This is a genomic window from Luteimonas suaedae, assembly GCF_008312895.1.
Taxonomy (GTDB): Bacteria; Pseudomonadota; Gammaproteobacteria; order Xanthomonadales; family Xanthomonadaceae; genus Luteimonas; species Luteimonas suaedae.
In genome coordinates this window covers 1-14,874 of record NZ_VSSP01000019.1, presented here as the reverse complement: position 1 = coordinate 14,874, position 14,874 = coordinate 1, and the positions used below count along the sequence as shown (strand labels likewise).

The following is a 14,874-nucleotide window of genomic DNA, read 5'->3' as shown; positions in this document are numbered from 1 at the left end:
GGCTTGCGCGGGGAACCGGGGTTACCGGGGGCGCTTCGGCTCACGCCGCAGGCGCGTGCCGCTGGCGCGGTCGTGCCAGGCCAGGCGGTCGCGATCCAGCCACGCCCACCAGAACCCCAGGCCGGCAGGCAGCAACGACAGCGCGCCGACCGCATAGCGCAGCCAGAGTGCGCGCCACGACGGCCGGTTGCCATCGACGGCGTATATGCGCAGGCGCCAGGGACGCATGCCCAGCGTTTGGCCGCCGCGGCGCCAGCTGATGGTGGCGTACAGGCCGGTGACCAGCCAGCAGGCGATCCACAGCAGCCAGCCCAGCACGGTGAACGGTGCGACGAACTCGCGCTCGCCGTGGCCGGCGAGCAGGTAACCGAGATTGAACAGGAACGACAGCGCGAACCACAGCGCCGCCGCCGGCCACAGGTCGTAGAGCAGGGCCAGCAAGCGCCAGCCGATCAGGGCGCGCGGTTTCCCGGATGCGGATGGCGAGGGATCGTCCATCGCCACAGGATAGGGCAGTCCGAACAAGGCGGTGCCGTTGCGTAGGAGCGCCCCATGGGCGCGATGCCGCGGGTGTCCGCAGGATCCGGTGGATGCCGCGATTCCGGACCGGCAGGCGCTCCGGTTACCGGAATTCGCGGGCGGCGAAATGCCCGCGGCATCGCGCCCATGGGGCGCTCCTACGAACGGCGGCGTCTCCTGACGGGCGATGGCGGCGCGCGTAAGCTTGCGGCATGACGACGATGACGCCCGCCGAACGCCGCATGCAGGCGATGCGGCTGCCGCCACTGCCGGACGCCGACGCGCACGCCATCGACGCCTTCCTCGATGCGTTCTGGGCCGAACGCGGGCTGTCGAGGCAGACGTTGGACAGCTACCGGCGCGATCTCGCCGCGCTGGCGCGCTGGCGCGGCGGCCAGGGTGGCGGCCTGGCCGGCGCCGATCGCGCGGTGCTGCTGGACTACCTGGCCTGGCGCACGGGGCAGGGTTATACCGCGCGCAGCAATGCCCGGCTGCTGTCGGCGCTGCGCGCCTTCTTCGCCCACCGGCTCCGCCGCGGCAACCGCAACGACGATCCGACCGCCTTGCTGGAGGCGCCGCGGCAGGGGCGAAGCTTGCCAAAGGCACTGACCGAGAGCCAGATCGATGCCCTGCTCGCGGCGCCGGACACCGACACCGTCGAAGGCCTGCGCGACCGCGCCATGCTGGAGCTGATGTACGCCTGCGGGCTGCGCGTCAGCGAACTGGTCGGCCTGCCGGCCAACGGCGTCAACCTGCGCCAGGGCGTGGCGCGGGTGTTTGGCAAGGGCCGCAAGGAACGGCTGGTGCCATTGGGCGAGGAGGCGCAGCACTGGCTGGAGCGGTACCTCGGCCAGGCGCGTCCGGCCCTGGCCGGTGGCCGGTCGGTGCCCCGGGACGACGACGGCGAGACGCCGCTGTTCATCAACCGCAGTCGCAAGGCGCCGAGCCGGCAGCAGTTCTGGGGCGCGGTGAAACGCTACGCCGCCGCGGCCGGCATCGATCCCGCGCGGATCAGTCCGCACGTGCTGCGCCACAGTTTCGCCACTCATCTGCTCAACCACGGTGCCGACCTGCGCGCGCTGCAGATGCTGCTCGGTCACAGTTCGCTGTCGAGTACGCAGATCTACACCCTGGTTGCGCGCGAGCAGCTCAAGCGGCTGCACGCCAAGCACCACCCGCGTGCCTAGAGGCGATCGACATGGGGTTGGACGGATTTGCTCGGTTTCCGGCCAAGCAACAGCAACAGCAAATCGCTTTGCGATTCCCGGCCCCTGCGCAGCGCGCGGGAGCGCTCAAGCCGCCGCAAGCCTGCGGCTTGCAAGCGGCGGCTTTCGCCCCCTCAATCCTCCTTTTTCAAAGGGGAAGATAGGCTGCGAGAAATGTGGGGAAACCTCAGGCTAAAGCCCCTCCTGCAAAGGCAACGGGATGGAGGGCGAATGTCGACGGATCCTGGGACCGGCGCGACCTGCGAGCCGTGGGCGGCCAGGGGTCCGCCCACGCGGTGCGGGTGGTCCGTCCGGGACTTCTCCCGTCGCGCGCCTTGCGCGGGAGGCCGATGAACGCCCGCAATCGGTCGCCCGAAGCGTGCGCCCGTGCCCGGCGAGCGTGCGGCCGCGCCATGAGACAATGGCGGCCCGATTCCCAATGGTGGCGTGGCCCGCATGAAGTCCTTCCTGTTCGTCCTGCTCGGCGCTTTCAGCCTCTCGGCCTGCGCGCAGTCCCCGGCGCCCGGCGACGGCGAAGGTGCCACGGAGGCCGCGCCCGCGCCGGCCACTGCCGGGGACGAAGCCGATACCGGAACGGCCGACGGCCGCGCCGTGGCGGCGATCCGCAAGCTCAATCCGCAGGTTGCGGTGGACCGGGTGGCTGCGGCGCCGATCGACGGGTTCCGCGAAGTCGTGGTCGGCGGCCAGGTGCTCTACGTCAGCGACGACGGCCGCTACCTGCTGCAGGGCTCGCTGTTCGACATCGAGGCGCGCAAGGACCTGAGCCAGGTAGGCTTGGCGGAAGTGCGCCGTGAACTGATCGCCGAAGTGCCGCAGAGCGACCGCATCGTGTTCGCGCCGGACGACCCGGAGTACACCGTCACCGTGTTCACCGATGTCGAGTGCGGTTACTGCCGCAAGCTGCATCAGGAAATCGCCGAGTACAACCGACTGGGCATCGCCATCGAGTACCTCGCCTTCCCGCGCATGGGGCCAGCCAGCCCGGATTTCGAGGAGATGGTGTCGGTGTGGTGCGCGGACGATCGCCGCCAGGCGCTGACCGATGCCAAGAGTGACAAGCGCGTGCCCAAGCGCAACTGCACCAGTCCGGTGTCGATGCACTACCAACTCGGCCAGCGCATCGGCCTGACCGGCACGCCGATGATCGTCACCGAGTCGGGCGTGCAGATGCCCGGCTACATGCCGCCGAAGGCGCTGCGCGAGGCGCTCGATCAGCTGGATGCGGAGGCGGCCGGCGGCTGAGCCGGATCGGCGTCCGGCACCGGTCCGACGTGCGCGGCGGACCCGGCGGTCGGCGCGTCCGCTACAATAGCGCCCCCGCCCCACACGCCTCCCGGACATGATCGTCCTAGAGGGCCAGCCGGCCCTGTCGCCGTTCCGCCTGGAACGGCTCGAATCTCGCCTGCAGGCCCTTGTTCCGTCGCTGCGCATCGTCGATGCCCGCTACGTGTACTGGATCGATCCGGAGACCGGCGCGCAGCCGGACACGGAGGCGCTGCGCCGCATCCTGCAGGCCGACGCGGGATCGGCGCCGCGCGACGATGGCGCGGTCACCCGCCTGGTCGCCCCGCGCCTGGGCACGATTTCTCCCTGGGCCAGCAAGGCCACCGAGCTGCTGCGCGATGCCGGCTTGCGGCTGCATCGCGTCGAGCGCGGCGTCCGCATCGCGCTTTCCGGCTGGCCGCATGCCGCGACCGCCACTGAGACCGCCGCGCTGGAGCGGCTGCTGCACGATCCGATGACGCAGTCGCTGCTGGATTCGCACGAGGCGGCCGCGGAACTGTTCGCGGTCCCGGAGCGCGGGATCCTGGAACGGATCGCGCTGGGCGATCTCGAAGCCGCCAACGCGCGCCTCGGCCTGGCCCTGGCCGCGGACGAGATCGAATATCTGCGCGAACGCTACGGCGAGCTCGGCCGCGATCCGTCCGACGTCGAGCTGATGATGTTCGCGCAGGCGAACTCCGAGCACTGTCGCCACAAGATCTTCAATGCCGACTGGACCGTCGACGGCGAAGCGCAGCCGCAGTCGCTGTTCCGGATGATCCGCCACACCCATGCGCGGACGCCGGAACACACGCTGTCGGCCTACAGCGACAACGCCGCGGTGGTGGAAGGCTATGCGACGCGGCGTTTCCGTCCCGATCCGGCCACCGGCGAGTACCGCGCCGAGCCCCTGGCCGAGAGCGCGTTCTGCATCAAGGTCGAGACCCATAACCATCCCACCGCGATCTCGCCGTTCCCGGGCGCGGCCACCGGCGCCGGCGGCGAAATCCGCGACGAGGGCGCGACCGGCCGCGGCGGCAAGCCCAAGGCGGGGCTTTGCGGCTTCTCGGTCTCGCACCTGCGGATCCCGACCCTGCCGCAGCCGTGGGAGCAGGCGCGCGCGCTGAATCCGCGGATGGCGCCGGCGCTGGAGATCATGCTCGACGGGCCGATCGGCGCGGCGGCGTTCAACAACGAGTTCGGCCGCCCCAACCTCAACGGCTATTTCCGCAGTTTCGAGTTGCCGCAGGGCGCCGGTTTCGCCTGGGCCTACGACAAGCCGATCATGCTGGCCGGCGGCCTGGGCGCGGTCGACCGCCCGCTGGTGCAGAAGAAGACGCTGTCGCCCGGCGACGCGGTGGTCGTGCTCGGCGGCCCGGCGATGCTGATCGGCCTGGGCGGCGGCGCCGCCAGTTCGGTGGCCGGCGGCAGCAGCGCCGAGGACCTCGATTTCGCCAGCGTGCAGCGCGACAACCCGGAGATGGAACGCCGCTGCCAGGAGGTGATCGACCGCTGCGTGGCAATGGGCGCGGACACGCCGATCGTGTCGATCCATGACGTCGGCGCCGGCGGCCTGTCCAACGCGATTCCGGAGCTGCTGCACGATTCCGGCGTCGGCGGCGTGATCGACCTGGGCAAGGTGCCCAGCGACGATCCGTCGCTGTCGCCGATGCAGCTGTGGTGCAACGAGGCGCAGGAACGTTACGTGCTCGGCATCCCCCGCGATCGCGTGAGCGTCTTCGCCGCCTTGTGCGAGCGCGAACGCTGCCCGTTCGCGGTGGTCGGCGTCGCAACCGCGGAACAGCGGCTGGTGGCCGGCTACGGCGTGTCGGTCGAGGGCGTGTACGGCGACGATGCCGCGGCGGAGGCATCCCATCCGGCGCAGCGCGCCGGCGTTCCGGATGATCTGCGCGGCAGTGCCGCGCAAGCGGGAGCCGATGCACCCGGCCCGGCGCAGCGCGCCGGGCGTTCGGACGACCTGCGCGGCAGTGCCGCGCAAGCAGGTCGTCCTCACCCGATAGATCTGCCGATGGATGTGCTGTTCGGCAAGGCGCCGAAGCTGCATCGCGATACCGCGCATCCGGCGCATGCGCGCTGGCCGGCGGTCAACAGCCGCGGCCTGGACCTGCATGAGGCCGGTCTGCGCGTGCTGGCGCACCCGACGGTGGCGGCGAAGAATTTCCTGATCACCATCGGCGATCGCAGCGTCGGCGGGCTGACCGCGCGCGACCAGATGGTGGGCCCCTGGCAGATGCCGGTGGCGGACTGCGCGATCACCCTGTCCGGTTACGACGGCGATGCCGGCGAGGCGATGGCGATCGGCGAGCGCACGCCGCTGGCGCTGCTCGACGCCGCCGCGGCCGCGCGCATGGCGGTCGGCGAGGCGATCACCAACCTGTGCGCGGCGCCCGTCGAGACCCTGCACCGGGTCAAGCTGTCGGCGAACTGGATGGCCGCCGCCGGCCACGACGGCGAGGATGCGAGGCTGTTCGAGGCGGTGAAGACGGTCGGCATGGAGCTGTGCCCGCAGCTCGACCTCAGCATTCCGGTGGGCAAGGACTCGCTGTCGATGCAGGCGCAATGGCGGTCGGAGGCCGGGAATCGGAATTCGGGATTCGGAAGTCGGGAAAAGCAGGACGCCTCGGCCACCGACGACGCCGCTTCTCCGAATCCCGAATCCCGAATCCCGATTCCCGGAAAAATGCAGCAAAGCGTTTCGCCCGTATCGCTGATCGTCACCGCCTTTGCCTCAGTGGTCGACGTGCGCGCCCAGCTCACGCCGCTGCTGTCCGGGCGCCGCGACACCGAGTTGTGGCTGATCGGCCTGGGCGCCGGCAGGCAGCGCCTCGGAGGATCGATCCTGGCGCAATGTCATGGCGCGTTCGGCGGCGCCTGTCCGGACCTGGACGATCCGTCGCGCCTGCGCGCGTTCTTCGAGCTGATCCGCGCCGCGCGCGAAGCCGGCCTGCTGCTCGCCTACCACGATCGCTCCGACGGCGGCGCCTTCGCCACCCTGTGCGAAATGGCGTTCTGCGCCCACGTCGGCCTCGACATCGATCTCGACGGTTGGGGCGAGGACCGCAGCGAGGACGTGTTCCGCACCCTGTTCAACGAGGAACTCGGCGCGGTGGTGGAAATCGCCGCGGACGACCGCGTCGAGTTCGCCGACCTGGTCGCGCGGCATGGCCTGATCGAATGCGCACAGCGCATCGCGCGCCCGACCAGTGCCCCGGTGGTGCGCGTGCTCGACGACGAGGACGTGCTGGCGGAGTGGCGCTGGGAGGCGTTGTTCGATGCCTGGTGGTCGGTCAGCCATGCGATGCAGCGGTTGCGCGACAACCCCGCCTGCGCCGACGAGGAGCGCGACAGCGTCCGCCGGTTCGATGCGCCGGGCCTGCAGCCGGTGCTCGCGTTCGATCCCGACGACGACGTCGCGGCGCCTTTCGTCAACACCGGTGCACGGCCGCGGGTCGCGGTCCTGCGCGAACAGGGCGTCAACGGCCAGATCGAGATGGCCGCCGGCTTCGACCGCGCCGGGTTCGCCGCGGTCGACGTGCACATGAGCGACCTGATCGCGGGCCGCGCCAGCCTTCACGACTTCAACGGCCTGGTCGCCTGCGGCGGCTTCAGCTACGGCGACGTGCTCGGCGCCGGCCGCGGCTGGGCGACGTCGATCCTCGAGCATCCGGCGCTGCGCGCGGCGTTCGCCGCATTCTTCGCCCGCGACGATCGCTTCTCGCTCGGCGTGTGCAACGGCTGCCAGATGATGTCGCAACTTCGCGACATCATCCCCGGCACGCAGCACTGGCCGCAGTTCCTGCGCAATCGCAGCGAACAGTTCGAGGCGCGGCTGGGTTTGCTGGAAGTGGCCGATTCGCCGTCGCTGTTCCTGCGCGGCATGGAAGGCTCGCGCATTCCGGTGGCGATCGCGCACGGCGAAGGCCGGGCCGCATTCGATGCCGGAGCCGATCCCGCCGCCGCCCGCGTCGCGCTGCGCTACGTGCAGGGCGACGGCACCGCCGCCATGTCCTATCCCGCCAATCCCAACGGTTCGGTGGACGCGATCGCCGGCCTGTGCAGCGAAGACGGCCGTGCCACGATCGTGATGCCGCATCCGGAGCGGACGCTGCGCGGGATCAACTTCAGCTGGCAGCCGCCGTCCTGGGGCGATGCTTCGCCGTGGCTGCGGATGTTCCGCAATGCACGCGCCTGGGTGAGCTGACGCCCAGGGGCAGCAGGCGGGCCTGACCGGCCCCGCATCACGCCGCTGATCGGCTTGCCGGTGGCCGACTCGATCCCGGTTTTCGATCGTGACGACAACTTCGCGTCCTCGCGCAACAAGTGCGGGGAAGCGCTTGCCTGCGCGTCTTTTTCCGTTTGCTGCACCGAAGCAATCGTGCCGAGACGTATTTCGTCCGGAGTAAATACTGACGATCGTCACACTTTTGCATTCTTGCATCGCCCAGTATGTCGCTCTGTAGCAGGGGTTGACCCAATGCGTCAGTCATTGCGAGTATCGGGTTTCATTAATTGACGGTTAACCATGAGTGGCGCGCGCAGGGGCTGGGTGCTGCGCCACGGCAGGACGGTTACCGCATCACAGCGGATTGTGGAGGGGGGCGTTCAGGTTGTTCGATCTATTCCATCCGCACGAACGCGACGCAGCCGCGTCTACGGAATTCCGTTCCGGAATCGAGTCCGAGTGAGTCGAACTGGGGCCGCGCAAGCCTTGCCTGCGCGGCCCGTTTTTTTTGCACCTACAACCGATCAAAACCGAGGGCAGTGTCGATGAATCGCATCTATCGAAAGGTTTGGAACAAATCGCTGGGCCAGCTGGTCGTGGCTTCGGAACTGGCATCGGGCGACAGCGCAGGGAAGCGATGCGAAGACGGCACTTCGGCGCCGCGCCGCACCTCGCTGGTGGTGGTGTTGAGCGTGCTGCTGTTCGGTATGGCGTCGCCGTTGGCGATCGCGCAATCGGTGGAGGTCGGCGGCAACCAGGACTGCGACACCCTGCCCGGCGGCGTGCCGACGCCGGACAGCTGCGTCGTGGCAGGTGACGCCGATGCCTCCGGCAGCAACGCGATCGCGATCGGCGCCGGATCGGCTGCCGGCGGTAGCAATGCGGTGGCGGTGGGTCAACTCGCCGAGGCGAACGGGGTCGATTCCACCGCGGCCGGATCCCGCGCCATCGCCTCGGGCGCGGGCTCGACCGCGACCGGCGCCGGCGCCCGGGCCACCGCGGTCAGCAGCACCGCGGTCGGCGGCAACAGCCGCGCGATGGCGACCAATTCCGCTGCCTTCGGCGCCGGCGCGCTCGCGCAGCAGACCGCGAGCACCGCGCTCGGCTCGAACGCGCAGACGCTCAACAACTGGAGCACGGCGGTCGGTTTCGCGGCGCAGGGCCGCGCCGATGGCGCGACCGCGGTGGGTCGCAACGCCGTCGTGCAGGCCGGTGCCGGCAATGCCGTCGCGCTCGGTCACGGTGCGATCGCCGACCAGGCCGACACGGTCTCGATCGGCACCGGTGACGCTGCCGGCCCGGCAGGTGCGCCGGCCACGCGTCGCCTCGTCAACCTGGCCGCGGGTGTCGACGAGACCGACGCTGTCAACGTCGCCCAGCTCGACGAGGTGGCCGACGTCGCGGAGGAGACCAGCAACTACTTCCAGGCCACCGGCGCCGGCAGCGCCCTGGTCGACGGCGACGAATCGCTCGCCGCCGGTTCGGACGCGATGGCCGAAGGCGACTACGCCACCGCCGTCGGTTCCGCCGCGCAGGCGCTGGCCGAAGGCGCATCGGCCTTCGGCAGCGGCGCCTTCGTGCTGGGCGAGTTCGGCACCGCGGTGGGCTACGGCGCCACCGCATCGAGCGCCGGCGCGGTCGCGCTGGGTGCCTTCAGCGACGCTTCCGGCGCAGCCGCGACCACGGTCGGCGCGGAGAGCATCGCTTCGGGCGAAGCCGCGGCGGCCTTCGGGGCCTCGTCGGAAGCCAGCGGTGACTATTCGACCGCGGTGGGCGGTTATGCGTCGGCGACGGGTTTCAACAGCACGGCGCTGGGCAACTTCAGCGAAGCGTCGGGCTCGAACAGCCTGGCGGTGGGTTCGGACAGCGCGGCAGGCGGCGACGACAGCGTCGCGGTGGGCCAGGGCGCGCAGGCGAGCGGTTTCAACAGCGTGGCGGTGGGCGGCTCCGGCTTCCTCGGACTGCTGCCGACCGAGGCGTCGGGTGATTACTCCACGGCGATCGGCGGTGCGGCGTACGCGGCGGGCTACAACAGCACGGTGCTGGGCAACTTCGGCGAGGCCATCGGCGACAACACGGTGGTGCTGGGTTCGGACGCGGTGGCCACGGCGGAAGGCGCGGTGGCGCTGGGCCAGGGTTCGGTGGCCGATCGCGACAACACGGTTTCAGTGGGCAGTGCCGGCGACGAGCGCCAGATCGCCAACGTGGCGGCAGGCACCGAGGGCACCGACGCGGTGAACCTCGACCAGCTGGAAGACGCCACGGCGAGCAACAAGTACTTCCAGGCGACCGGCGACGGCGAAGCGTATGCGCTGGGCGAGAACGCGACGGCATCCGGTTCGAACGCATACGCCGAGGCGGACTACGCGACGGCGGTGGGCGCGGACAGCAGCGTCTACGGCGTGGGCGGTTCGGCCTTCGGCAGTGGTTCGGTGGCCGGCGGGCAGTACGCCACGGCATCGGGCTACGGCGCGGTCGCCGAGGGCGACTCGAGCACTGCGGTCGGCGGCTGGCTGTACTACGAGGATCCGGACACCGGCGAGGTGCTGCTGGACCAGACCACCACGGCGCTGGAAGTGGGCGCTTCGGCCTTCGGCGCCGGCGCGCAGGCCAGCGGCGCCTTCAGCACCGCGACCGGCGCGGCGGCCACGGCCGACGGCCTGCAGTCGACGGCTACCGGCTACAGCAGCGGCGCCAGCGGCGACTACAGCACGGCCAACGGCAGCTTCAGTTCTGCAGGCGGCTACGGCGCGACCGCGCTGGGCTACGGTGCGGACGCATCGATGGACTACGCGACGGCCGTGGGCGTGGCGGCGCTGGCTTCGGGCGTGAGCAGCGTGGCGCTGGGCGAGTTCAGCGAGGCCACCGGCGACGAAAGCGTCGCCGTGGGCGGCAGCACCTTCTTCGGCTTCATCCCGGCGCGTGCATCGGGCACGGGCGCATCGGCGTTCGGCGCCGGCGCCTGGGCGACGGCGGACTACGCGACGGCGATCGGTTGGAACAGCTGGGCCAACGCGGACGGCGCCACGGCGGTGGGCGAAAGCGCGTCCGCGCTGGCGGCCAACAGCGTGGCGCTGGGTGCGGGTTCGCGCGCCGAGCGCGAGAACACGGTGTCGGTGGGGAATGTCGGCGCCGAACGCCAGATCACCAACGTCGCCGAAGGCACCGAGGACACCGACGCGGTGAACCTGGCGCAGCTGGCAGAGGCGACGCAGTACAACCAGTACTTCAAGGCGACCGGTGACGATGAGGCCTACGTGACCGGGACCGATGCGACGGCGGCGGGTTCCGGTGCCGTGGCCGATGCCGATTACGCCACGGCGATGGGGGCATCGAGCGGCGCCTACGGCATGGGCGCCTCGGCGCTCGGCAGCGGCGCGCAGGCGTTCGGTCAGTACGCCACCGCCTCCGGTTTCAACGCGGTGGCCGATGGCGACTCGAGCACCGCGGTCGGCGGCTGGCTGTACTACGAGGATCCGGACACCGGCGAGGTCTTGCTGGACCAGACCACCACGGCCCTCGAAGTGGGCGCCTCGGCGTTCGGCGCCGGCGCGCAGGCCAATGGCGCGTTCAGCACCGCGACCGGCGCGGCCGCCACGGCCGACGGCCTGCAGTCGACGGCCACCGGCTACAGCAGCGCGGCCGCGGGTGACGGCTCGGCGGCCTACGGTGGTTTCACCGTCGCCGACGGCTTCGGCGCGACCGCGCTGGGCTACGGCGCGGAAGTCTCCGCCGACAACGGGACTGCGGTGGGCTTCGGCGCCAGCGCCAGCAACTTCGACGCGACGGCGATCGGTGCCAACTCGATCGCCAGTGGCGACAACAGTGTGGCGGTGGGCGGTGCGTTCTTCGGACTGCTGCCGACCGAAGCCTCCGGCGACTATTCGACCGCGGTGGGCGGCGGCGCCTGGACGCCGGGGACCAACGCCACGGCGCTGGGCAACCTGTCGACGGCGAGCGGCGCGAACAGCATCGCCTTGGGTTCGGATGCCGAGGCCGCGGCTGCGGGCAGCGTGGCCCTGGGCCAGGGCTCGGTGGCGGATCGCGAGGACACCGTCTCGGTCGGGTCGGCCGGTGATGAACGCCAGATCGCCAATGTGGCGGCAGGTACCGAAGGCACCGATGCGGTGAACCTCGATCAGCTGGAAGAGGCGACGGCGAGCAACAAGTACTTCCAGGCCACCGGTGACGGCGAAGCCTTCGCCGATGGCGTCGATTCCACCGCAAGCGGATCGGATGCCTACGCCGAAGGCGATTATTCGACGGCGACCGGTTCGAGCAGCTACGCCGCGGGCCCGGGTGCGTCCGCGTTCGGCAGCGGTGCGCAGGCCTGGGGGCAGTACGCGACCGCATCAGGCTATAACGCCGTTGCCACGGGCGACTCCAGCACTTCGGTCGGCGGCTGGCTGTACTACGAGGACCCGGACACCGGCGAGGTGCTGCTGGACCAGACCACCACGGCCCTCGAAGTGGGCGCCTCGGCGTTCGGCGCGGGCGCGCAGGCGAACGGCGCGTTCAGCACTGCAACGGGCGCGGCGGCCACGGCCGACGGCCTGCAGTCGACGGCGGGCGGCTACAGCAGCAACGCGGCGGGTGACTACAGCACCGCCAGCGGCGGCTTCAGCAGCGCCGGCGGTTACGGCGCGACGGCGCTGGGCTATGGCGCCGAGGCGTCGACGGACTTCTCGACGGCGGTGGGCCTGGATGCGACCGCCAGCGGCCTGGGCAGCACCGCGGTCGGTGGTCTCGCGGACCTGGTGCCGGGGCTCGGCTTCCTGGTTCCCGCAGTGGCCGCTGGCGATGCTTCGTCCGCGTTCGGTTCGGGTTCGGGTGCTTGGGGCGACTACAGCGCCGCCATCGGTTCCCTGGCACAGGCCGACGGCGTGGAAGCCACGGCGCTGGGCTATTTCGCCTATGCGCAGGCCGACAACGCCAGCGCCTTGGGCGCGGAAGCGTGGGCCAGCGGTGCGAACAGCACGGCACTGGGCTACTACAGCACCGCGTATGGCGCCGACAGTGCCGCGCTGGGCGCCAACTCCCTTGCCGACGCCGACAACAGTGTCGCGCTGGGGAATGGTTCGGTGGCCGACCGCGACAACACGGTGTCCGTGGGCACGGAAGGTGGCGAGCGCCAGATCGTGAATGTCGCCGCGGGCACCGAGGACACCGATGCGGTGAACCTCGGGCAGCTCAACGATGCCGCCGACGGCGCCCTGGTGGCGGGCCGCTTCTTCAAGGCCACCGGTGACGCCGACGCCTACGCGGCCGGTGAGGAGGCCACCGCGGCCGGTTCCGGCGCGCTGGCCGACGCCGATTACGCCACCGCGGTGGGTTCGTCGAGCAGCGCCTACGACACCGGCGCTTCGGCGTTCGGAAGCGGCGCGTTGGCGCAGGCAGTCAACGCTACCGCGGTGGGCTTCAATGCCAATGCCTTCGGCCCGGACAGCTCGGCGTTCGGTGCCGGTGCCGATGCGAGCGGAATCGCCAGCACGGCGATCGGCGGCATGGGCGAGGCATTCGACCAGTTCGGCTGGCCGATCGAGGACGAGGAAGGCAATGTGGTGATGGTCGGTGCGACCGCCGGCGATTACAGCACCGCGGTCGGGGCCGGCGCGCAGGCGACCGGCAGCAACTCGGCATCTCTGGGCTACGGCGCCCGCGCCGAAGGCGAGTTCGCGCTGGCCGCCGGCAACAAGGCGCACGCGCAGGGCAATTACAGCGTGTCCCTGGGCGACAACAGCCGTGCCAATGGCGAGCAGAGCACCGCGACCGGTGCATACGCCTGGGCCACCGCGGACGGCGCGACCGCCTATGGCAGCTTCGCCTGGGCGACGGGAACCGAATCCACCGCGATCGGCATGAATTCCTATGCGACCGGTGCGCGCTCGGTATCGATCGGCTACGGCAGCTGGGCCCCTGCCGCCAACTCGATCGGCATCGGCAACGGCGCCTTCGGCTACTCGAACAACAGCGTCGCAGTCGGCACCCAGGCGTTCGCCAACGACATCCACGCCATCGCCATCGGCACCAACTCGTTCGCCAACGCGGAAAGCGCGATCGCGATCGGTGCCGGCGCCGAGGTGGCGGAAGGCGCGGCGAACGCGGTCGCCCTCGGCTCCGGCTCGTTGGCGGATCGCGAGAATTCGCTGTCGGTCGGCGCGGCCGGCGCCGAGCGCCAGATCACCAACGTGGCGGCGGGCACCGAGGACACCGATGCGGTGAACCTGGCGCAGCTGAGCGAGGTTGCCGGCAGCGTCGGCGAGCTCGCCGAGAACGCGTTGCTGTACGACGACGACAGCAAGTCGTCGGTGGCATTGGCGGGCGACGACGGCACCCTGGTCACCAATCTGGCCGCGGGCGCGGTGAGCGCCGGCAGCACCGATGCGGTCCATGGCGGGCAGATGTACGCGGCGCTGCAGAGCACGGCGGACGCGCTCGGTGGTGGTGCGACCGTGACCGCGTTCGGCACGGTGGCCGCGCCGACCTACTCGATCCAGGGTTCGAACTACTACAGCGTGGGTGACGCGATCGGTGCGCTCGATGCACAGATCGGCATGCTCGACCAGCGCGTCACGGCCACGCAAGGGGCCGGCAACACGATCGCCGGCGGCGCAGGAGAAGCGCCGACCACGACGGCGGCCGATCACGGCAGCAGCGGCGTCGCGGTCGGTCCGGACGCGGCGGCCAACAGCGAGAGCGGCGTCGCGATGGGCGGCAATGCCTATGCCCACGGCCCCAACGACACCGCGATCGGCGGCAACGCACGCGTCGATGCCGACGGCAGTGCGGCGGTCGGCGCCAACACGCACGTGACCGCCGCCGGCACCAACGCGGTGGCGATGGGCGAAAGCGCGAGCGTCAGCGCGGCCTCGGGCACCGCAGTCGGTCAGGGCGCTTCGGTCACCGCCGAAGGTGCGGTGGCGCTGGGCCAGGGCTCGGTGGCCGATCGCGCGGACACGGTCTCGGTCGGCAGCGCCGGAAACGAGCGTCAGGTCACCAATGTCGCCGCGGGCACTGCCGATACCGATGCCGCCAACGTGGCGCAGGTGAAGTCCGGTGTCGCCGAGTCCAAGGCCTATACCGATGCGCAGGCGGCGATCTGGAACGACAACTTCGAAGCCTTCCAGGGCGACGTCGAGCGCCGTTTCCACGACCAGGAACGTCGTATCGATCGCCAGGGTGCGATGGGTGCGGCGATGCTGAACATGGCGACCAGCGCCGCGGGCATCCGCACCCAGAACCGGGTCGGTGTCGGCGTCGGATTCCAAGGCGGCGAAAGCGCGTTGTCCGTTGGCTATCAGCGTGCGATGAGCGACCGCGCGACGCTGACCATCGGTGGTGCGTTCAGCGGCGACGAGAAGTCGGTCGGCGTGGGTGCCGGTTTCGGTTGGTAAGGATGGTGGGTGGGCCGGCCCCGCTACCGAAGGGGCTCAGGAGGCGGTCTGCCATTTCGTGTCAACAAAGACAGTCCACAATTCGTGAGGAGAAGTTTAGATGTCGATGAAGCGTAAGAGCCTGTTGTGCGCCGCGATTGCCGCGGCGATCGGAATGCCGGCGGCGTTCGCCGCCGGTCCGCAGGCGGTGATCGGTGATTCGAAGATCGCCCAGCCGACCGCTGCCGCC

At 70.5% G+C, this 14,874-nt stretch carries 5 protein-coding genes; 4 read left to right on the top strand and 1 reads right to left on the bottom strand.

What is annotated here, in order from left to right; all coding sequences use genetic code 11:
* Positions 1-21: 21 nt before the first annotated feature.
* On the bottom strand, positions 22-498 hold the full coding sequence (locus tag FXO19_RS18110; RefSeq protein ID WP_149196521.1) for an RDD family protein: 477 nt from the start codon (positions 496-498) through the stop codon (positions 22-24).
* A 233-nt stretch (positions 499-731) separates the two neighbouring features.
* On the opposite strand from FXO19_RS18110, the gene xerD reads away from it, so the two are divergent.
* From xerD to FXO19_RS18090, 4 genes are all read left to right on the top strand, one after another.
* On the top strand, positions 732-1,706 hold the full coding sequence (gene xerD / locus FXO19_RS18105; RefSeq protein ID WP_149196520.1) for a site-specific tyrosine recombinase XerD: 975 nt from the start codon (positions 732-734) through the stop codon (positions 1,704-1,706).
* A 474-nt stretch (positions 1,707-2,180) separates the two neighbouring features.
* Entirely contained in the window at positions 2,181-2,987 is an 807-nt protein-coding gene (locus FXO19_RS18100) for a DsbC family protein (RefSeq protein WP_149196519.1), read from the top strand.
* A 97-nt stretch (positions 2,988-3,084) separates the two neighbouring features.
* Positions 3,085-7,230: a phosphoribosylformylglycinamidine synthase gene (gene purL / locus FXO19_RS18095; protein ID WP_149196518.1), complete on the top strand. Its 4,146-nt coding sequence runs from the start codon at positions 3,085-3,087 to the stop codon at positions 7,228-7,230.
* A gap of 566 nt (positions 7,231-7,796) precedes the next feature.
* Positions 7,797-14,645 carry an ESPR-type extended signal peptide-containing protein gene (locus tag FXO19_RS18090; RefSeq protein ID WP_149196517.1) on the top strand — a complete coding sequence of 2,283 codons (6,849 nt, stop codon included), beginning with the start codon at positions 7,797-7,799 and terminating at the stop codon, positions 14,643-14,645.
* Positions 14,646-14,874 lie beyond the last annotated feature (229 nt).